At 43.3% G+C, this 20,789-nt stretch carries 11 protein-coding genes, 2 tRNA genes and 3 rRNA genes; 7 read left to right on the forward strand and 9 right to left on the reverse strand.

Going from position 1 to position 20,789, the window contains the following annotated elements:
- Positions 1–59: 59 nt before the first annotated feature.
- Positions 60–1,196, reverse strand: coding sequence for a TDT family transporter (locus tag AC4CU2_RS17195; RefSeq protein WP_490769175.1), 1,137 nt, complete (start codon positions 1,194–1,196; stop codon positions 60–62).
- Positions 1,197–1,402: 206 nt separating this feature from the next.
- Here AC4CU2_RS17195 and ribF point away from each other — a divergent pair, with 206 nt between their 5' ends.
- The 6 genes from ribF (at position 1,403) to AC4CU2_RS17225 (ending at position 8,695) form a co-directional block, all read left to right on the forward strand.
- Positions 1,403–2,404, forward strand: a complete 1,002-nt coding sequence (gene ribF / locus AC4CU2_RS17200) for a bifunctional riboflavin kinase/FAD synthetase (RefSeq protein WP_490769176.1) — start codon at positions 1,403–1,405, stop codon at positions 2,402–2,404.
- A 64-nt stretch (positions 2,405–2,468) separates the two neighbouring features.
- A complete protein-coding gene (gene ileS / locus AC4CU2_RS17205) occupies positions 2,469–5,312 on the forward strand; it encodes an isoleucine--tRNA ligase (RefSeq protein ID WP_490769177.1) in 2,844 nt (947 codons plus the stop codon).
- Positions 5,305–5,844 carry a signal peptidase II gene (lspA, locus tag AC4CU2_RS17210; protein ID WP_062031494.1) on the forward strand — a complete coding sequence of 180 codons (540 nt, stop codon included), beginning with the start codon at positions 5,305–5,307 and terminating at the stop codon, positions 5,842–5,844. The genes ileS and lspA overlap by 8 nt, the downstream gene beginning before the upstream one ends.
- Positions 5,837–6,319: an FKBP-type peptidyl-prolyl cis-trans isomerase gene (locus AC4CU2_RS17215; protein ID WP_004684162.1), complete on the forward strand. Its 483-nt coding sequence runs from the start codon at positions 5,837–5,839 to the stop codon at positions 6,317–6,319. The genes lspA and AC4CU2_RS17215 overlap by 8 nt, the downstream gene beginning before the upstream one ends.
- A 155-nt stretch (positions 6,320–6,474) precedes the next feature.
- Positions 6,475–7,017 carry an NADPH-dependent FMN reductase gene (locus AC4CU2_RS17220; protein WP_078426653.1) on the forward strand — a complete coding sequence of 181 codons (543 nt, stop codon included), beginning with the start codon at positions 6,475–6,477 and terminating at the stop codon, positions 7,015–7,017.
- 643 nt (positions 7,018–7,660) lie between these two features.
- Positions 7,661–8,695 (forward strand): TauD/TfdA family dioxygenase, encoded by a 1,035-nt coding sequence (locus AC4CU2_RS17225; RefSeq protein ID WP_490769178.1) that lies wholly within the window; start codon positions 7,661–7,663, stop codon positions 8,693–8,695.
- Between the two features lie 34 nt (positions 8,696–8,729).
- Here the strand turns inward: AC4CU2_RS17225 and AC4CU2_RS17230 are convergent, their stop codons facing one another.
- The 8 genes from AC4CU2_RS17230 to tyrS all read right to left on the reverse strand — a co-directional run bounded on the left by AC4CU2_RS17230 (position 8,730) and on the right by tyrS (position 19,522).
- Positions 8,730–9,887: a PQQ-dependent sugar dehydrogenase gene (locus AC4CU2_RS17230; protein ID WP_490769179.1), complete on the reverse strand. Its 1,158-nt coding sequence runs from the start codon at positions 9,885–9,887 to the stop codon at positions 8,730–8,732.
- Between the two features lie 147 nt (positions 9,888–10,034).
- A complete protein-coding gene (locus AC4CU2_RS17235; RefSeq protein WP_010326927.1) occupies positions 10,035–11,060 on the reverse strand; it encodes an IS30-like element ISAba125 family transposase in 1,026 nt (341 codons plus the stop codon).
- Positions 11,061–11,576: 516 nt separating this feature from the next.
- A 5S ribosomal RNA gene (gene rrf / locus AC4CU2_RS17240) occupies positions 11,577–11,691 on the reverse strand.
- A 175-nt stretch (positions 11,692–11,866) separates the two neighbouring features.
- Positions 11,867–14,760 (reverse strand): 23S ribosomal RNA (locus AC4CU2_RS17245).
- 421 nt (positions 14,761–15,181) lie between these two features.
- Positions 15,182–15,257, reverse strand: a tRNA-Ala gene (locus tag AC4CU2_RS17250).
- A 68-nt stretch (positions 15,258–15,325) separates the two neighbouring features.
- Positions 15,326–15,402 (reverse strand) — tRNA-Ile (locus AC4CU2_RS17255).
- Positions 15,403–15,463: 61 nt separating this feature from the next.
- Positions 15,464–17,001: ribosomal RNA gene (locus AC4CU2_RS17260) — 16S ribosomal RNA — on the reverse strand.
- Together the 16S, 23S and 5S rRNA genes with 2 tRNA genes alongside form the textbook arrangement of a ribosomal RNA operon.
- 1,288 nt (positions 17,002–18,289) lie before the next feature.
- Positions 18,290–19,522, reverse strand: coding sequence for a tyrosine--tRNA ligase (gene tyrS, locus AC4CU2_RS17265; protein WP_195728412.1), 1,233 nt, complete (start codon positions 19,520–19,522; stop codon positions 18,290–18,292).
- Between the two features lie 63 nt (positions 19,523–19,585).
- Between tyrS and AC4CU2_RS17270 the strand changes: the two genes are divergently transcribed.
- Positions 19,586–20,713: an anhydro-N-acetylmuramic acid kinase gene (locus AC4CU2_RS17270; RefSeq protein WP_004697501.1), complete on the forward strand. Its 1,128-nt coding sequence runs from the start codon at positions 19,586–19,588 to the stop codon at positions 20,711–20,713.
- The last annotated feature ends 76 nt before the right edge of the window (positions 20,714–20,789 follow it).

The following is a 20,789-nucleotide window of genomic DNA, read 5'->3' on the forward strand; positions in this document are numbered from 1 at the left end:
TCTACTCAAACAACCGACATAAGATCAGATGGCGCTTAAAACTGAAAGGATTGTAGACCTCATTTATACTGCTGTTCTAAATAGGTTTTTAAGCACGGCGAAAAGAACAAATCCCCTTGATAAAAACCGTGTGCCGTCTTGGTTGCAACCAAACTCCATAACAACATCAGTATGGCTGCAAAAGCATAGCCAACGGCATACAGGAAGACCAAATTGAGTTGCTGGGCTAAGGTTAAGATTGCCAGTGTATATACGCCCAATGGGAAAGTCAGTCCCCACCAGCCCAAATTAAACGGCAAATCCTGTTTGGCATGGTGCAAAGTCGTCAGTACCGCAATCCCCAACCACCACAGCCCAAAACCCAGCAGAATTAAACTGGCCAAAATTCCCGCCTGCTGAAATAACTGACCCAGTTGTGCTAAGCCCAAACTCGCCATCAGCATCGGTGCCTGATGCCCCAAAACCAATAATGCCAAAGCAGCAGTGCCTATCGGCCCCAAAGCCAACCAACTGCTGACCGCCAACTCTTTTTCAGGCAATTTATGTAAAACTAAACGCAACATTAAAATCGTTAAAATTGCAAAGGCGGGTAATACTGAAACACCCCACAACACATAACTACCCAATAAAATCGCAACGGCGTGAGTATCAGCTGCCAAATGCCCCAGTAATAGACCACCACTGCTGGCTGCAACTTCACAGGCCACGATCGGCAATAACCACACCGCGGTCATCTGCTGTAAAGCATGCTCCTGATGTCGATACATGGCAAAAGGAACTGCCCACGCCACCAAGAGCGCCAAGACCACATCGGCATACCAGAGCGTTTGTGCAATCTGTACAGCTGTATCGCCATAAATAGGCTGACCATACTTTAAAAAGCCATTGAGGATGGTGGCCAGCGCCATCGGAATCGTACCTAAAAATAGGCTCATGCTTGGATGTTGAAAAATCTGTTTGGCTTCGTGCGGATAAAATGCCCAACGTAAGCCATATAGCACACTAAAAAGTACGAACAATAAAATATTGAAATACCACAGCCCCGTGCCGAGTTGCCATGTGAGTGCCTTTATCATCGGAAACTCTGATATAATTAACGCCACAACACCTGTTCCCATACTGACAGTGAACCAGTTGGGGGTGAACTGACGAATGATATTGTGGCGCTGTCCAAGTTGTGTAAATGGTTTTTGCATGAGTTCGGCCTCATTTAAAATCTACATTTATACTAATCAAATTTATAAATAAGAAAAATTGATTAATTTATATTAAAAAAATCAATAAAATTGATATAAATATACTTTGCACTAAATTTTGCGTTGTCAAAAAACAACCACAAGACGAATGCCCAAGAATATGGCAATATATAAGCCGTTCTTAATTCCAAGCACTTGATTTGCCCATGAAGCTGCTCCGTCTAAATGCTTTGCCTTCAAATACCCAATTAGAAAAAACCGCTGTCACCATCGGTAATTTTGACGGGGTACATTTGGGTCATCAAGCCATGATTCATCAGCTCAAAGCCGTTGCAAAACAACAAAATCTAAAAACAGTAGTAATGATTTTTGAGCCTCAACCACTTGAATTCTTTAAAGGTTATGATGCTCCACCACGTATTTCATCATTGCGTGAGAAAGTCGAATATTTAACTGAGCTGGGTGTGGACTATATTGCGGTCGCGAAATTTGACAACAGCTTCCGTAGTTTAAGTGCAGAACAATTTGCCGATATTTTAAAAGAAAAACTCAATGCCCAAAGTTTGGTTTTAGGCGATGACTTTCACTTTGGTAAAAACCGCCAAGGCAACAGCGAATTTCTCGAAAAGTATGGTTTTCAAGTCCACAATCTAGAAACCATCCTCTCAGAAGGTGAACGCGTCAGTTCAACTCGGATTCGCCAAACACTGGCCGCAGGGGACTTGGCGCTGGCTGCTCAGTTATTAGGGCGCCCTTATAGCATTACGGGTCGCGTACAATATGGCGACCAAATTGGCCGAACCCTTGATTTTCCAACCATTAATGTACGTTTAAACCGACATAAACCCTGTTTAAACGGCATTTATGGCGTAGATGTGATGTGTGAAACCACGTCTTTACGCGACAAAGTGAAAGCAGACCACCCTAATCGATTAGGGGTTGCAGGATATGACCATTCAGCGCTTTTTGGTGCAGGTCATGTCGGAACACGTCCAGCCATTCAACAAGCACAGCCAGAATGGCGATTAGAAGTACATTTCCCTGATGTTTCTGCTAATCTGTATGGCTTGTTAATGCGGGTCACTTTCTTAAACTATTTACATGGTGAAAAGAACTACCCTTCGCTGGAAGCACTAAAAGCGGGAATTGATGATGATGTGGTGAAACTGCTTGAGTTCCGCCAAAACACCCCCACATTTCCCTTTTAAATACCAATCAATTTTATGTAAAACGCGTCAGCCGAGCCGCTGATTAAATTGGAAGACATCTTGCATGAGCGATAAGCAAACTACTGAAAATGCAGTGGATTATAAAGCCACACTCAACCTCCCAGGTACCGAATTTGCCATGAAAGCAAACCTCGCGGTGCGTGAAGCAAAATGGTTAGAAGAGTGGTATGCCGACAACATTTATCAGCAGATTCGTGCGTCGCGTATTGGCAAGAAAAAATATGTCCTGCATGACGGCCCTCCTTATGCAAATGGCCAAATTCACTTGGGTCATGCGGTCAATAAAGTTTTAAAAGATATCATTATTAAAAGTCGTATTCTTGATGGTTTCGATGCCCCTTATGTACCAGGTTGGGACTGTCACGGCCTTCCGATTGAACTGAAAGTAGAAGAGAAAGTCGGTAAAGTGGGCGTGAAGGTGGATGCTTCTACTTTCCGTAAAGCCTGCCGTGAATATGCTTACACCCAAGTTGAACTACAAAAGAAAGACTTTGTGCGTATGGGTGTGTTTGGTGACTGGGACAACCCTTACCTGACCATGAACTTTAAGCAGGAAGCGGACATTGTGCGTTCTGTTGGCGCGATTGCAAAAGCAGGCCATATCGAACCAGGTCTTAAACCTGTGAATTGGTGTTTAGACTGTGGTTCAGCTTTGGCTGAAGCCGAAGTGGAATATGAAGATAAAAAATCTGACGCGATTGACGTTGGCTTTACGGTTGTCGACTTAAAAGACTTAAGCGCACGTTTAAATCTCAACGTAGACGCTGCAACAGATATCGTAATTTGGACCACCACGCCTTGGACTTTGCCTGCAAACCAAGCGGTTGCCGTCCATGCTGAAATTGAATATCAACTTGTTCAAGTCAGCACCGACCGTGGCGTGCAAAACTTTATTTTAGCTAAAGACTTGGTTGAATCAGCAATTGAGCGTTATAAGCTTGAAAAACCTGTAGTTCTCGCTGATTTTAACGGCTCAGTAATCGAAAACCTATTATTACAACACCCGTTACTGACCGATCGCCAAGTGCCTGTGATTTTAGGTGAACATGTCATTGCAACCAGCGGTACAGGGGCTGTACATACGGCACCTGGCCATGGTGTAGACGACTATAAAGTTGGCTTACAGTACAACTTAAAAGTTGAAAACCCAGTGGGTGGTAATGGTGTGTATTTACCAACTTCACCGATTTTTGCAGGCGAGCACATCTACAAAGCCAATCCAAAAATCATTGAAGCTTTGGATGCAGTTGGTCGCTTATGGGCGCATCAACCGATCAAACATAGCTACCCACACTGCTGGCGCCATAAAACACCGATTATCTTCCGTGCGACCCCACAGTGGTTTATCAGCATGGATGCACAAGGTCTGCGTCAAAACGCTTTAAATGCGATCGAAAACGAGATTAGCTTTGTGCCGGATTGGGGTAAAAACCGTATTCAAGCCATGATCGAAGGTCGTCCAGACTGGTGTATCTCACGTCAACGTACGTGGGGTGTGCCAATCCCATTCTTCGTGCATAAAGACACCAACGAACTCCATCCGCGCACAGCCGAGTTGATCGAAGAAGTCGCGAAATTGATCGAACAAGAAGGGATTGACGCTTGGTATAACCGTGAAGCGAAAGACTTTATCGGGGATGAAGCGGAACAGTACAACTGTGTGCGTGACACTTTAGACGTGTGGTTCGACTCAGGCACAACGCACTATGCCGTGTTGCGTGAACGCGAAGAACTCACCGATCCTGCTGATTTATACCTTGAAGGTTCAGACCAACACCGTGGTTGGTTCCAGTCTTCATTGCTCACCTCGATTGCGATCAATGAACGTGCGCCGTACAAAGGTTTACTGACCCATGGCTTCGTGGTGGATGAAAAAGGCCGTAAGATGTCAAAATCTTTGGGCAACATCATCACCCCACAAGACATCATTAAAGATATGGGTGCAGATGGCTTACGTTTCTGGATTGCATCAGCCGATTACCGCTATGAAATGACTGCTGGTAAAGAAATCTTTAACCGTGCATCAGATGGCTACCGCCGTATTCGTAATACCTTGCGTTTCTTATTGGCAAACTTAAATGGTTTCAAACCATCGACGGATGCACTGCCTGTAGATCAATTGATCGCATTGGATCAATACATCTTGCAACGTGCAGCGGACGTACAGAAAACTATTCAGCAAGCCTATGAAGATATGAACTTCCATATCGTGACCAATGCGCTGACCAACTTCTGTATCAACGACTTGGGTGGTTTCTACCTCGACATCATCAAAGACCGTCAATACACCACCAAAGCCGATTCACAAGCGCGCCATTCAGCTCAAACTGCGCTGTATCATTTGGTGCAAGCCTTTGTACGTTGGATGTCACCAATCTTAAGCTTTACCGCTCAAGAAGCATGGCCACTCATTCCAGAACAAACTGAGAAATATGTGTTCACTGCGGAATGGTATGACATTCCTGTGGCTTCAAAAGCAAACTTGTTGTCTGAAGCCGATTGGCAAACCCTGATTGCAGTGAAGTCTGCAGTGAACAAGTTCATCGAAACTGCGCGTACTGCGAAAATTGTGGGTTCAAATCTCTCTGCCAAAGTTGAACTGTGGGCAGATGCAGAACTCAAAGACGTACTGGATCGTTTAGATGATGAACTTCGTTTTGTTATGATCACTTCACAAGTCTTGGTCAATGCATTCGATGCAACTCAAGGTGAAGCCTCTGATCTGGCAGGTCTGAATGTTCAAGTCTCGGCGGCTGATGGTGAAAAATGTGTACGCTGCTGGCATGTTCTGCCAGATGTGAATACACATGTTACACATCCAGGTCTATGTGGTCGTTGTATTATCAACCTTCCTACAGGCCAAGGCGAAGAGAGAAAGTATGCCTAACCCACAACATAAAAAGGGCTTATTCCAATTCTATCCGCACAATTTAGTGTGGGTAGGTTTGGCGATTCTAGCGATTGTCTTAGATCAATGGACCAAATGGATTGCCAGTACCCATCTGAATTATGCAGATCCAGTACCAGTCCTGCCCTTTTTAAATTGGACTTTATTGCATAACTATGGCGCAGCCTTTAGTTTCTTGTCCGATGCGGGCGGCTGGCAACGCTATTTCTTTACCTCTCTTGCAGGTATTGTGTCTGTCATTTTTCTGTTTTGGCTGATGCGTATGCCCAAAACCGTGAAAGTGCTGCCCATCGCGATTGCTCTAATTTTAGGTGGTGCTATAGGGAATTTAATTGACCGTGTAACATTAGGCTACGTGGTTGATTTTATTCATGTGTACTATCAAAACAGCCACTTCCCTGCGTTTAATATTGCAGATAGTGCGATTACGCTAGGAACGATCCTTTTGTTGATCGATACCTTTTTTCTCGAAAAAAACCGTATCCAACGTGCCGAAGTAAATAATGACTGATTTTATTAATCCCAATGAAGAAACTCGCGTAAGCGAAGGTTCAAAAGTAGAGTTACATTTTTCTGTTTGCATTGAAAATGGCGTAGAAATTGATAACACACGTAGCCGTGAAGAACCTGTGAGCCTTGTAATGGGTGATGGTAGCTTACTCCCTGGTTTTGAAAAAGCACTGTTCGGTTTACGTGCTGGCGACCGTCGTACTGTAAGCCTACCACCAGAAGATGCTTTTGGCCCGTGGAATCCTGAAAACGTACAACAGTTTGATACAGTCAAATTTGAACAGCGTCCTATTGAAGGGCACATGATTGAATTTGAGGACAAAGCTAAACAAAGTCTTTATGGTGTGGTTAAAACTGTGGGTGATGACATCACCGAAGTCGACTTTAACCACCCATTGGCAGGTAAAGATATTACCTTTGAAGTTGAAATCTTCAAAGTAACGCCTGCCGGCCAGCAAGGCATCAAAATTATGTAAAGCCACAGATCGACCATCTGTGTGTCAGCCAAAGCCCCTTCGGGGGCTTTTTTAATGCCTTAAACATTTGTCTATCAGATACATATTCAATCTATGCAAAGCCTAATTTTCATACTACCGTAGCGTAATCACATTTATTTTCCCAAGGATTTTTCATGAAAATTCAGGTCATTATAGGCAGTGTGCGCGAAGGTCGGACAGCCATTAAAGTTGCGCGATGGGTGCAAAAAGGCTTTGAACAACTTGGACTCAGTACGGTCCAACTCGAATTGGTCGACTTAAAAGAGTGGGATTTACCGATTTTTTCAGGTGCAAATCCCCCAATGACAGGGATTTATGATCAACCCAAACAACAAGCATGGGCCGACCACATTGCCCAAGGCGATGCCTTTATTTTCATTAGCCCCGAATACAATCATGGTTATAGCCCTGCGCTTAAAAATGCCTTGGATTACTTAGGCAAAGAATGGCAAGGGAAACCTGCTGCCTATATCAGTTATGGTGGTACCAATGGCTCACGTTCCATCGACCAAATTCGCCAAGTCGGTACTCAGCTCGGTCTGGTCGATACCAATGCGGTGATTGAAATTCGAGATATTTTTTCACGCAATAAAACCGAAGATTTTGAACCAAATCCTTTTGATGAGAAGAATCTAAAAGCAGCAATTGATAAACTCATTAAATATGTCAGCGCATAAGCATGAAATTCTTCTGTACGCCATTGCTTACAGTAACTTGAGTATTTGTCGGCTTTTCAATAATAAACATCGACGCTATAGTTAAACCATACAGAGACAGGATGTCTCAGATGAAAAACAAAAATAACAACATACACAGCAGGATGCTGATCGGTAGGACAGGAGTTATACCGCTTGAAAGAATTTAAAAAGCCCTCGACAGGATGTCGGGGGCTTTTTAATTGTATTGATTTTTAGCTCAATATTTCTCTAAAAGCCCAAATCACGATCAGATATTAACGAACCTCTTATATGCTTCAATACTTTAGAAGAAACTCGTGAATACAAATCAAATTGGTCTGTCAGGATGACTATCCCAACTTAAATTTTATAAAATAATGATATAAAACAAATATATAAAAAATAGGAAATTTAAAAAACATCACTTCCATCCATCGTACATATTTAAGCGCTAATCCATAAAATAGATCCATCAAATATTAAGACTTTCACCATTTGTCAGTATGTTTTTCTGCACAACGAAATATTACATCTGCTGCTCGAACTACACTTTATACTCTCGCCTACTGAACATCTGCTGCTTCAGCCAAAAGACTTCAGTCCAATACAATAAATTAAAAAAACAACAATAGAGACCATTCACATGCAACTAAACACCACACTTTTAAATGATTATTGCAAAATTTATGTCGCTGATCCCGAATATACAGATGTAGATGCTCTAACCGCTTACGTTAGAGTCCATCGCACAGAACTTATGCAAGAGTTGCATCAGTACGGCATCTTATTATTTCGCGGCTTTAAATTACAACGTCACTATGAATTTCATGAGCTCATCGAACAGCATTTTCAGCTTGAACCTTGGCATACATTTACGCCAAAAAAATTAGGTTGGTTCGCCTCTCTCATTCGTAAATATAGCGAGAATCGTGCAGGTGATGATAGACCTTACCTCAACTGCAATACGGTACAATTAGGCTCTGTTGAAAACTCAATTCAAGGTCCACATGTCGAAGGTGGCCTACATTCGACTCGCTCACGTTATATTGCCTTGTTTTGCCAAGAACCTGCGAACCATGTGCTCGAAACCGGGTTTAATAACCTCGAAAAAATTTGGTCCCATTTTCCAGTCAGCGTACAACAAAAATACTTAGGCGCATGGAATCATTTTTCTTATATTTCAACACGTAAACTCAATCTATTTGATCGCTTGCTATTAAACAAAAGACCTTTTCGTTTCAACAAACAACCAAATAAAGAAACCAAACTTACTTTAAAACGCTCACCTTTCGTTGTCATACACCCGAACACTCAAAAGTTGATGATCCAGCCGTGGGCTTTTGCAAACAATACCAATTCTTTTGCCCACCAAGCTGCACAAAAAAGCTTTAAGCAGCGAGGAAAGCTTCAACTAGACCCCACGGCTAATTGCATGCAACTGTCATGGGAACTTTTCACCCATGAAGGTGAAAAAATTGAATGGACCGATCAGGAAAAACAACACTTCTTTGAAGCCTTATATCACGATGCACTCTTGCTCCAGTGGCAAAAAGGGGATGTCGCCTTGATCGATAATATTAAAATTGCCCATTGGCGGATGAATGGTAAACAAGGACAACGAAAACTGATGCAGATCCAAGCCAATGTCTTCAATGCTGATCGACATGCTGCGCTTTAAGACTGTCTTTCTTAGCAACACTCTGTTTGAGTGATTAATGTGAAAGCAACTGAATTAAATCAGCATGTTTCCCATCCTCAATCACCCAAATACTGCCATCTTTCGCTTGTTGTAAACCACGGATACGTTCTTTCATATCTATCCGTTGGATTTCTTTTACTGGCTGTGCTGTGGTGTCTACAATAATTAATGCTTTAGATGAAAGCCCACCAATGATGGTTTTATCCTGCCACTCTGGAAACATCTGTCCCGTATAAAAAATCAAACTCGATGGAGAAATTACGGGTGTCCAGTCTAATTTTGGCGCTTCAAACTCAGGCCGCGTGGCGTGGTCAGGGATATTCAAACCACTATAATGATCACCATTCGAAACAATTGGATAACCATAGTTTTTAGCCTTTTGAATTAAATTAAGCTCATCCCCACCTTTGGGGCCCATCTCCACCACCCAAAGTTGTTTTTTGGCATCCAAAGCCATTCCCAAAGGATTATGATGCCCCAAACTCCATATTTGTTTTGCGATATCCCCCTGCGTCTGAAATGGATTATCTGAAGCAACAGAACCATCATCATTCAAACGAATCATTTTTCCAAGGTTCGATGTCAAATCTTGTGCAGGATCAAACTTTTGCCGTTCTCCTGAACTAATCCATAATTTTCCTGCGCCATCCAATAATATCCGATGTGCATAATGTCCTTGTCCACGCACCTTAGGTACTTGCTTCCATATCGTTTTAAGGTTGTCTAATTGTGGCTGTGCCTGATCTAAATTCAAATTAGCACGAATCACAACCGCACCATAACCTCCTTGCCCTGCTTCTGCATAGCTAAGATAAATTTGATGGTTTTGTGCAAACTCAGGATGTAAAACAATATCGCCCAATCCACCCTGGCCACCATAAGCCACTTTAGGTATATTCCTAATGAGAGTCTTTGTCTGATCTGTAGGATTAAATAAAATCAACTGTCCTGATCTTTCAGTAATTAATAATCGCCCATCAGGCAATACCGCTAATGCCCATGGCTCATTAAATTCAGCAATACGTTTGAGGTGCATAGATGTGCCTAAAGAAGCAGAACTGGCCTGTTGTTCCTGTGCTGCTGACTCCGCTGGTCTTTGTCCATGACATGCCATTAATCCAAAAAATGCACTCACTGTCATCAACAAACAAAAAGCTTTTTTTCTCAGCATTGCCTTCCCCATTAAATGCACGATCACCATTCATTGTAGAGAAATCATAAGTACAAGGTTATCCGCTTTGGTAACAAGATGAATCTATGTAAGCCAAAGCTTACAAAAACTGAGGAAAGTGACCACTAGCCTTAAAACAGGGCGAATTCAAACATGAGGTGCGACAGTTTGAAAAGTCTTATGATAATCAACAAGCTGAGCAAATTTCTCTAATGGTGTAAGCCAATCTAACGCTTTTCTAGGACGAGTATTCAGTGACATGGCAACTTGATTTAAATAATGCTGATCTGCCTGATTTAAATCAATCCCTTTAGGTAAATATTGCCTAATTAAACCATTCATATTTTCGCATGTGCCTTTTTGCCAGGGTGAATGTGGGTCACAGAAATATACATCTATGCCTAAATCTTCTTCAAGTATTTTATGTTCTGCCATCTCGCGTCCACGGTCATAGGTCAACGTTTTACGCAGTTCTGCAGGTAAATATTTCAGAGCTTCAGTTAAAGCCTTGCGCACTGATTCTGCCTTTGCATCAGGTAATGTTGCCAAGATACAGAGCCGTGTATTTCGTTCAATAAGTGTTGCTATCGAACTTTTATTGTCTTTACCTTTAATTAAATCAGCTTCCCAATGACCCGGTATTTTTCTTTCTTGAACTTCGGCTGGGCGCTCATGAATAGTTTTAATATCCTGTAATATAGAATCTTTTTTAGGTTCACCGTTAGCTTTTCGCTTTTTATTTTCATGACGCAGACAGGATAATAAGTCTTTTTTCAACTCACCCTTGGGTAATGCGCGTATCGTTGAATAAATCGTTGTATGGCTTACATTCATTGTTTGATCCAAATCAGGAAATGTCTTTAAACGCTTTGCTATTTGCTGAGGAGACCATAAACAACGGATCGCTTCAACAATAAATTTCCAGAGGATTGAATCGATTTTGAGTTTTCTGTGACCACGTCTACGTCTAGCAAAAGTGTTATCAGAAGCATATCGAGCTTGATAAACGTCATTGATGCTATTTCTTTTAAGCTCACGATAGATCGTACTAGGATGTCTTTTAATAAGTTCAGCAAATTTTCTGGCTGAAAAGCCTTCTTTTCTTGACTCAAGCATTAATGCAGTACGATCTTCAAAGTTAAGATGATGGTATGACAATTTTATATACTCCATAAACCCTTTAAATTAATTAGGTGGTTTATGTCGCACTTCAAGTTTTACTCTGCCCAGCTTACAGCATATATTAAATACATCAGGAGACAGGACGTTTCCCAAACTTAAAACAACAATAATCAGTTTGAGCATCAGGATGTGAGATATGACAGGAGTTGTATCTAAGCACTGAAATACAAAGAAACCTCGACAGGATGTCGGGGTTTCTTTTTATTGAGCACATTAAAATCTAAATAAAAACCTGTTTTGGCATATTTTGCATGATCACGAGTTAACTATAGCCATTCTTTTCCAACGAAAAGAAATGAAATAGCTGTTCAATTACTCAAAATATATACAAATACTTGGTTAAAATTTCTTTTAGTGAAGAAAAAATCATCAAATTCAAGTGAGAAACTTAACCTATTAAATTTTAAAGGCTATGTTTTAGCCAATCTTCTTATTTCCCTAATTTTTAGTTTTCAGCATAAAAAAATCCCCCTACCTCATTTGAGTTAGGGGGATTTTGAATTAATGAGCTGGCGATGACTTACTCTCACATGGATAACTCCACACTACCATCAGCGCTAAGAGGTTTCACTTCTGAGTTCGGGAAGGGATCAGGTGGTTCACTCTTGCTATTGTCGCCAGCACAACTGTTTATGACTATTCGTTGGGTCTAACCTCAGAGCAGTGCTCTTCGTGCCTAACTTTCATCAAATGAGTTATTAACAGGTATATTTGAGTTGGATATTTTATCTAGCTTTATAACTAAATCAAGTTGTTTGCAGTGATTTGAACCACAACACCAACTGTTTGGGTGTTGTATAGTCAAGCCTCACGAGCAATTAGTATTGGTCAGCTTCACATATCACTATGCTTCCACATCCAACCTATCAACGTCGTAGTCTTCAACGGCTCTTTAGAGGACATAAAGTCCTAGGGAAATCTTATCTTGAGGTAGGCTTCCCGCTTAGATGCTTTCAGCGGTTATCCCTTCCGAACATAGCTACCCGGCGATGCGACTGGCGTCACAACCGGTACACCAGAGGTTCGTCCACTCTGGTCCTCTCGTACTAGGAGCAGATCCTCTCAAATTTCCAACGCCCACGGTAGATAGGGACCGAACTGTCTCACGACGTTCTAAACCCAGCTCGCGTACCTCTTTAAATGGCGAACAGCCATACCCTTGGGACCTGCTTCAGCCCCAGGATGAGATGAGCCGACATCGAGGTGCCAAACACCGCCGTCGATATGAACTCTTGGGCGGTATCAGCCTGTTATCCCCAGAGTACCTTTTATCCGTTGAGCGATGGCCCTTCCATACAGAACCACCGGATCACTAAGACCTACTTTCGTACCTGCTCGACTTGTGGGTCTCGCAGTTAAGCGCGCTTTTGCCTTTATACTCTACGCGTGATTTCCGACCACGCTGAGCGCACCTTCGTACTCCTCCGTTACTCTTTAGGAGGAGACCGCCCCAGTCAAACTACCCACCAGACATGGTCCTCGTCCCGGATAACGGGACAGAGTTAGAACCTCAATATTACCAGGGTGGTATTTCAAGATTGGCTCCACCGAAACTAGCGTCTCGGTTTCAAAGCCTCCCACCTATCCTACACAAGTAAGATCAAAGTTCAATGTCAAGCTGCAGTAAAGGTTCACGGGGTCTTTCCGTCTAGCCGCGGGTACACCGCATCTTCACGGCGAATTCGATTTCACTGAGTCTCTGCTGGAGACAGCGCCCCCATCATTATGCCATTCGTGCAGGTCGGAACTTACCCGACAAGGAATTTCGCTACCTTAGGACCGTTATAGTTACGGCCGCCGTTTACTGGGGCTTCGATCAAGAGCTTCGCTTACGCTAACCCCATCAATTAACCTTCCAGCACCGGGCAGGCATCACACCCTATACGTCCACTTTCGTGTTTGCAGAGTGCTATGTTTTTAATAAACAGTTGCAGGGGCCTGGTTTCTGTGGCTGCCAATAGCTCAAGGAGTAAATCCTATCACCGTCGGCAGCGTACCTTCTCCCGAAGTTACGGTACCATTTTGCCTAGTTCCTTCAGCAGAGTTCTCTCAAGCGCTTTGGTCTACTCGACCTGACCACCTGTGTCGGTTTCGGGTACGATTCCTATGTAACTGAAGCTTAGAGACTTTTCCTGGAAGCATGGTATCAGCCACTTCACTGTACAAGTACAGCTTGCTATCAGTTCTCAGCATAGAGTACCCCGGATTTGCCTAAGATACATGCCTACAACCTTCCACCTGGACAACCAACGCCAGGCTGACTTAACCTTCTCCGTCCTCTCATCGCATTACATAGAAGTATTGGAATATTAACCAATTTCCCATCGACTACGCCTCTCGGCCTCGCCTTAGGGGTCGACTCACCCAGCCCCGATTAACGTTGGACTGGAACCCTTGGTCTTTCAGCGTGCGAGTTTTTCACTCGCATTGTCGTTACTCACGTCAGCATTCGCACTTCTGATACCTCCAGCATACTTCTCAATACACCTTCATCGGCTTACAGAACGCTCCCCTACCACTTGCAATAAATTGCAAATCCGCAGCTTCGGCATATAGTTTTAGCCCCGTTACATCTTCCGCGCAGGCCGACTCGACTAGTGAGCTATTACGCTTTCTTTAAAGGGTGGCTGCTTCTAAGCCAACCTCCTAGCTGTCTATGCCTTCCCACATCGTTTCCCACTTAACTATAATTTTGGGGCCTTAGCTGGCGGTCTGGATTGTTTTCCTCTTGACTACGGACGTTAGCACCCGCAGTCTGTCTCCCGGATAGTACTCATTGGTATTCGGAGTTTGCATCGGTTTGGTAAGTCGGGATGACCCCCTAGCCGAAACAGTGCTCTACCCCCAATGGTATTCGTCCGAGGCGCTACCTAAATAGCTTTCGGGGAGAACCAGCTATCACCGAGTTTGATTAGCCTTTCACCCCTATCCACAAGTCATCCCCTGGCTTTTCAACGACAGTGGGTTCGGTCCTCCAGTTAGTGTTACCCAACCTTCAACCTGCTCATGGATAGATCACCCGGTTTCGGGTCTACACCCAGCAACTAAACGCCCTATTAAGACTCGATTTCTCTACGGCTCCCCTATGCGGTTAACCTTGCTACTGAATGTAAGTCGCTGACCCATTATACAAAAGGTACGCAGTCACCGAACAAGTCGGCTCCCACTGCTTGTATGCATGCGGTTTCAGGATCTATTTCACTCCCCTCACAGGGGTTCTTTTCGCCTTTCCCTCACGGTACTGGTTCACTATCGGTCAGTCAGGAGTATTTAGCCTTGGAGGATGGTCCCCCCATATTCAGACAAGGTTTCACGTGCCCCGCCCTACTCGACATCATCATATAAGCCCTTTCGTGTACAGGACTATCACCCACTATGGTTGCACTTCCCAGAGCATTCCACTAGAACTTATATGACTTAATGGGCTTTTCCCCGTTCGCTCGCCGCTACTGAGGGAATCTCAATTGATTTCTTTTCCTAAGGGTACTGAGATGTTTCACTTCCCCTCGTTCGCCTCGTATGACTATGTATTCATCATACGATACCTGCCTTATGACAGGTGGGTTTCCCCATTCAGAAATCTCCGGATCACAGGATATTTGCCGCCTCCCCGGAGCTTATCGCAGGCTATTACGTCTTTCATCGCCTCTGACTGCCAAGGCATCCACCACATGCACTTAATTACTTGACTATACAACCCCAAACAGTCGTTAATCCCTACAAGTAGGATTAAGACAGTCTATGATGATTTCTCATCACTTCCTTACAGTTTGTTGTTCTGTGTACTTAAACACTGTACAGCTTCAATTCAATTCACATACCAAAACGCTTGATTCAGTTAATTTCGCTAGTAACTCATTTCTTCAATCTTCATCAATCAGTAATAAATCACTGTTAATGTCGATCTTAAAAACGAGTATGAACAAATTATTTCAACTCAAATATATTCTGTTAATGATTTTTCCAGCCTTCGTCAGGTCAGGAAACTGTGATAAATCACAGAAGTTAATAAGTTATCTACTTACTAATTTCTGTAATCCAACCTATCTGCGCGAAGCATAGCTTCTTGCTTAAATTTCAAGGAAAAGCTTCGCTTTTATGGTCTTGAAATTTGGTGGAGACTAGGAGAGTCGAACTCCTGACCTCCTGCGTGCAAAGCAGGCGCTCTACCAACTAAGCTAAGTCCCCAGCTTATCAATAAGTCAATGTCTCTGTTTTTCTGTATTCAGCATTTAACAATGCTTGTTAGTCAGATTTGGTGGGTCTGACAAGACTTGAACTTGTGACCCCACGCTTATCAAGCGTGTGCTCTAACCAACTGAGCTACAGACCCTCAGATACATCGTCATGAAGAACAACTTGTTGTGGATTCTTACCAATCGTCAATCTTTCGTTAAGGAGGTGATCCAGCCGCAGGTTCCCCTACGGCTACCTTGTTACGACTTCACCCCAGTCATCGGCCACACCGTGGTAAGCGTCCTCCTTGCGGTTAGACTACCTACTTCTGGTGCAACAAATTCCCATGGTGTGACGGGCGGTGTGTACAAGGCCCGGGAACGTATTCACCGCGGCATTCTGATCCGCGATTACTAGCGATTCCGACTTCATGGAGTCGAGTTGCAGACTCCAATCCGGACTACGATCGGCTTTTTGAGATTAGCATCCTATCGCTAGGTAGCAACCCTTTGTACCGACCATTGTAGCACGTGTGTAGCCCTGGTCGTAAGGGCCATGATGACTTGACGTCGTCCCCGCCTTCCTCCAGTTTGTCACTGGCAGTATCCTTAAAGTTCCCGGCTTAACCCGCTGGCAAATAAGGAAAAGGGTTGCGCTCGTTGCGGGACTTAACCCAACATCTCACGACACGAGCTGACGACAGCCATGCAGCACCTGTATGTAAGTTCCCGAAGGCACCAATCCATCTCTGGAAAGTTCTTACTATGTCAAGACCAGGTAAGGTTCTTCGCGTTGCATCGAATTAAACCACATGCTCCACCGCTTGTGCGGGCCCCCGTCAATTCATTTGAGTTTTAGTCTTGCGACCGTACTCCCCAGGCGGTCTACTTATCGCGTTAGCTGCGCCACTAAAGCCTCAAAGGCCCCAACGGCTAGTAGACATCGTTTACGGCATGGACTACCAGGGTATCTAATCCTGTTTGCTCCCCATGCTTTCGTACCTCAGCGTCAGTATTAGGCCAGATGGCTGCCTTCGCCATCGGTATTCCTCCAGATCTCTACGCATTTCACCGCTACACCTGGAATTCTACCATCCTCTCCCATACTCTAGCTTCCCAGTATCGAATGCAATTCCTAAGTTAAGCTCAGGGATTTCACATCCGACTTAAAAAGCCGCCTACGCACGCTTTACGCCCAGTAAATCCGATTAACGCTCGCACCCTCTGTATTACCGCGGCTGCTGGCACAGAGTTAGCCGGTGCTTATTCTGCGAGTAACGTCCACTATCCTAGAGTATTAATCCAAGTAGCCTCCTCCTCGCTTAAAGTGCTTTACAACCAAAAGGCCTTCTTCACACACGCGGCATGGCTGGATCAGGCTTGCGCCCATTGTCCAATATTCCCCACTGCTGCCTCCCGTAGGAGTCTGGGCCGTGTCTCAGTCCCAGTGTGGCGGATCATCCTCTCAGACCCGCTACAGATCGTCGCCTTGGTAGGCCTTTACCCCACCAACTAGCTAATCTGACTTAGGCTCATCTATTAGCGCAAGGTCCGAAGATCCCCTGCTTTCCCCCGTAGGGCGTATGCGGTATTAGCATTCCTTTCGGAATGTTGTCCCCCACTAATAGGCAGATTCCTAAGCATTACTCACCCGTCCGCCGCTAGGTAATGTAGCAAGCTACATCACCCCGCTCGACTTGCATGTGTTAAGCCTGCCGCCAGCGTTCAATCTGAGCCATGATCAAACTCTTCAGTTAAAAATCATTAGTAGCTTATGGCTACAAATCTTGGCTCATCAATTTTCTGACAAATATTTCTCAAATAAACTTCGAGTAATTTTTACCATTCAATCAATGAAATATTTTCGATCGATCAATCAGTAAAAATCCACACAAGTTGTTCTTCATAATCTCTTAATGATCTTTCTAACACCTCGTCAGTGCTAGAAGCTGGACTCAATATACTTAACAACTCAGCACTTCGTGCTTCGTTCGTTTCCGTCTATCTCGTCGGTATGGGGTGCATTCTAGACCATTAATAAATCTTTGCAACCCCCAAATTCATTTATTTGAAACGGGCGTTGGTTTTTTCTACAAAACTTAAGAAAAACCGTATTTTTCATCTATTTTTTGATCATATTTATAATTTTTTCTCTTATTTCTTTCAATATGAGCCTTTCATTTCCAATCTTTAAAAGTCTTTTAAGCTTAAAATTTAAGCCTTAGCATTTATTTTTTCTTTCAGCAGAGTCTTACCAATCTTCTAGCAATGTTGTTTTCAGACTTAAAATCACTCTGTATTCCGTCCATCTCTGTATTTTTGATAAATCATCTTTCTAAAGACGTAGCTCTTTTATATTTGATACATGCCTAAGCTGAAAAACTGCCACACCGCTATAAAGGCACCTAATTATTTAACAAGAATACAATGCTTAGTCTCTTTTTATTTCATTTGCGTAATAGCAAAGCCCTCTTCTACCCACATCTCAATCAAAATAATTCAAGACAGAGCTGAAATAACAGCCACGATAAAGCTGGATGATAAGAAGCATCTGAATATAAGTAGAAAACGCAGTGTTATATACCTGTGAAGGTGATGACCATATTTATTTAAGAGTCTGTTGCACCTAACTTTTATGACAACTCGTTATTTGTCTGCGAGAAATTGATTTTAAAAAACTAAATTTTTGCCAATAAAAAAGGAAGAGATCTCTCCCAAAACCTCTTCCTCGGAGTTAGATCGTTATCTGATCCATAGATGTCATTATTATAGTTATCTTAAAAAAAGTCCCTTGGGGAAGAGACTTGAAAACTGTGGAGAGTTATTCTTATTGACCCTGCTAGCGATGTTAATAACATCGACTAGACGTTGAAATCTTATACACACTCATTTTAAATTGCAATATTTTTGGAAAAAATTAAGCATTGTTTTTATAAGGTTTTTTTTGAATTTACTTATTTGATTTTTTTATAAAGATTAAAAAAATAAAAAGCAGGCCGAAGCCTGCTTTTATATCAATAACTTAAAGCATATATATGCACTGACTTAGTCTGTAAAAGTGACTTTCGCAATGGCTTTTTTACCCGACTGGATAATTAAAGTGACATTTTCTTTAACAGAGAAACTCATATCGACCACGTTCCAATCAACTTTGACCGCACCACGACCAACAGCATCTTTTGCTGCTGCAGCATTTGGGTTTAAGCCCGCTACGCGAAGAATTGTTGCAATAAACAACTCGCCACCAAATTCTGCACGTGAAATTGTCACTTCTGGTATCCCTTCGGGTAGTTCACCTTCAGTAATCAGGTTGCCTGCACCTTTATGTGCATTTTCTGCTGCTTCTGCACCGTGGAAACGCTCTACCAACTCAAGGGCTAGAATTTTCTTCACTTCTTGCGGATTACGCCCTTCAGCAATTTCGTTTAGCAGGACTTTAATGTCTTCAACGGATTTAAAGCTGAGTAAATCGAAATAGCGTTCAATTAATGCATCTGGCATCGAAAGGACTTTTTGATACATCGCGCCTGGTGCATCAAATACGCCAATATAGTTACCCAAAGACTTAGACATTTTGTTCACACCGTCTAAACCTTCAAGGATTGGTACAGTAATGCACACTTGTGCTTCTTGATCATAACGACCTTGAAGTGTACGCCCCATCAATAAGTTAAAGGTTTGGTCTGTACCGCCTAATTCAACATCCGCCTCAAGGGCAATCGAGTCATAGCCTTGAACCAATGGATACAAAAACTCATGAATTGCGATTGGTTGATGGTTGTTATAACGCTTGGTAAAATCATCACGCTCAAGCATACGTGCAACCGTTTGCTGTGAAGCCAATTGAATCAGGTCAGCAGCCGTTTTTTCGGCAAACCATTCAGAGTTAAAACGCACTTTGGTTTTATTTGGATCAAGAATTTTAAACACCTGTTCTTGATAAGTTTTTGCATTTTCAAGCACTTGCTCACGCGACAATGGTGGGCGTGTTGCACTTTTTCCAGTCGGGTCACCGATCATCGCGGTGTAGTCCCCAATCAAGAAGGTCACGTCATGACCCAAGTCTTGGAAAGTTTTCAATTTATTAATTAAAACCGTATGCCCCAAGTGCAAGTCAGGCGCAGTCGGGTCAAAGCCCGCTTTAATTTTTAAAGGACGATTTTCTTTTAATTTCTTCAGAAGATCTTCTTCAGAAATAATTTCATGCGTGCCTCGTTGAATGAGAGCAAGTTGTTCTTCAGCCGGCAGGAAATTTGACATCACAAAACCCAAACACATCAGTTATTCAATTTGTGCGATATACTAACACTTTTTCAGCACATTGCAGGCTTTAGAATAATCATGACAGCGATCTATATTGGGGTAATGACCGGCACCAGCATGGATGGTGTTGATATTGTTGCTGCTTCTTTTGATCCATTGCAGCTTCACGCCACCCTCACTCTTTCTTTCGACCCAGATTTACGCGATGAACTGATGGCACTCACCTTGCCCGGTGACAACGAAATCGACCGTATGGGCAAGGCAGATGTGGCTTTAGCAAAGATGATTGGCGAAGGCATCAATCAACTGATTGAGCAAAGTCATTTAGATCGTAGTCAAATCAAAGCGATTGGCTCACATGGACAAACCATTCGCCACCGCCCAGAGCATGGCTTTACCCTGCAAATTGGTGACCCAAACATCATCACTGAAATCACCCAAATTCCTGTGATTTCAGATTTTCGACGTCGTGATATGGCCGCAGGTGGACAAGGTGCCCCGCTGGTTCCTGCTTTTCACCAAGATATGTTCCAACATGAGAGTATTCATCGCGTCATCTTAAACCTAGGCGGCATCGCCAATGTCAGTATGTTACCCGCAGGCCAATCTGATCAGGTCTACGGTTTTGATACAGGCCCAGCCAACATTTTAATGGATGCATGGTGTGAACGTTTTACTGGACAGCCCTATGATGAAAATGGCAATTGGGCAGCCTACGGCCATCCGATTCGTAGCCTGCTCGATCGCCTACAATCACATGAGTATTTTTCCAAAGAACCACCAAAAAGCACTGGCCGTGAAGACTTCAACCTCGAATGGTTAGATGAACAAATTGCCGACTGGCGCAATGACCTTGAATATGACGAGCTTGAAGACAGTCCTGAAAATGTTCAAGCCACCTTAATGAAGCTCACCACACGTGCCATTAAAAAAGCCATCTATCGCTCCGATATGGATACTGGTGAAGTCTACGTCTGTGGTGGTGGTGCCTATAATTCACACCTTTTAGAACAATTACGTTGGCGCTTACGTAAGCACAATTGGTCCGTACAAACCACCTCCGCGATTGGCTTAGCCCCAACGTGGGTGGAAGCGACTGCCTTTGCTTGGTTGGCCATGCGTTTTATCCAGCAACTCAGTGGCAACTTACCGACAGTGACAGGCGCACAAGGTAACCGTATTCTCGGAACGATTACCGCGGTTTAAACATCAAAGCGCTTCTGACCTTTTAGTCGTAACCCGAGCAAATCAAAAAAAGCCAGTCTGGTGCATAACCGACTGG

This window comes from Acinetobacter sp. 797_lipA, from assembly GCF_058243025.1.

Excerpts from the sequence above, each read along its gene's own strand:
- AC4CU2_RS17195 (WP_490769175.1), bottom strand. The coding sequence starts at position 1,196 with ATGCAAAAACCATTTACACAACTTGGACAGCGCCACAATATCATTCGT.
- ribF (WP_490769176.1), top strand. The coding sequence starts at position 1,403 with ATGAAGCTGCTCCGTCTAAATGCTTTGCCTTCAAATACCCAATTAGAA.
- ileS (WP_490769177.1), top strand. The coding sequence starts at position 2,469 with ATGAGCGATAAGCAAACTACTGAAAATGCAGTGGATTATAAAGCCACA.
- lspA (WP_062031494.1), top strand. The coding sequence starts at position 5,305 with ATGCCTAACCCACAACATAAAAAGGGCTTATTCCAATTCTATCCGCAC.
- AC4CU2_RS17215 (WP_004684162.1), top strand. The coding sequence starts at position 5,837 with ATGACTGATTTTATTAATCCCAATGAAGAAACTCGCGTAAGCGAAGGT.
- AC4CU2_RS17220 (WP_078426653.1), top strand. The coding sequence starts at position 6,475 with ATGAAAATTCAGGTCATTATAGGCAGTGTGCGCGAAGGTCGGACAGCC.
- AC4CU2_RS17225 (WP_490769178.1), top strand. The coding sequence starts at position 7,661 with ATGCAACTAAACACCACACTTTTAAATGATTATTGCAAAATTTATGTC.
- AC4CU2_RS17230 (WP_490769179.1), bottom strand. The coding sequence starts at position 9,887 with ATGCTGAGAAAAAAAGCTTTTTGTTTGTTGATGACAGTGAGTGCATTT.
- AC4CU2_RS17235 (WP_010326927.1), bottom strand. The coding sequence starts at position 11,060 with ATGGAGTATATAAAATTGTCATACCATCATCTTAACTTTGAAGATCGT.
- tyrS (WP_195728412.1), bottom strand. The coding sequence starts at position 19,522 with ATGTGTTTGGGTTTTGTGATGTCAAATTTCCTGCCGGCTGAAGAACAA.
- AC4CU2_RS17270 (WP_004697501.1), top strand. The coding sequence starts at position 19,586 with ATGACAGCGATCTATATTGGGGTAATGACCGGCACCAGCATGGATGGT.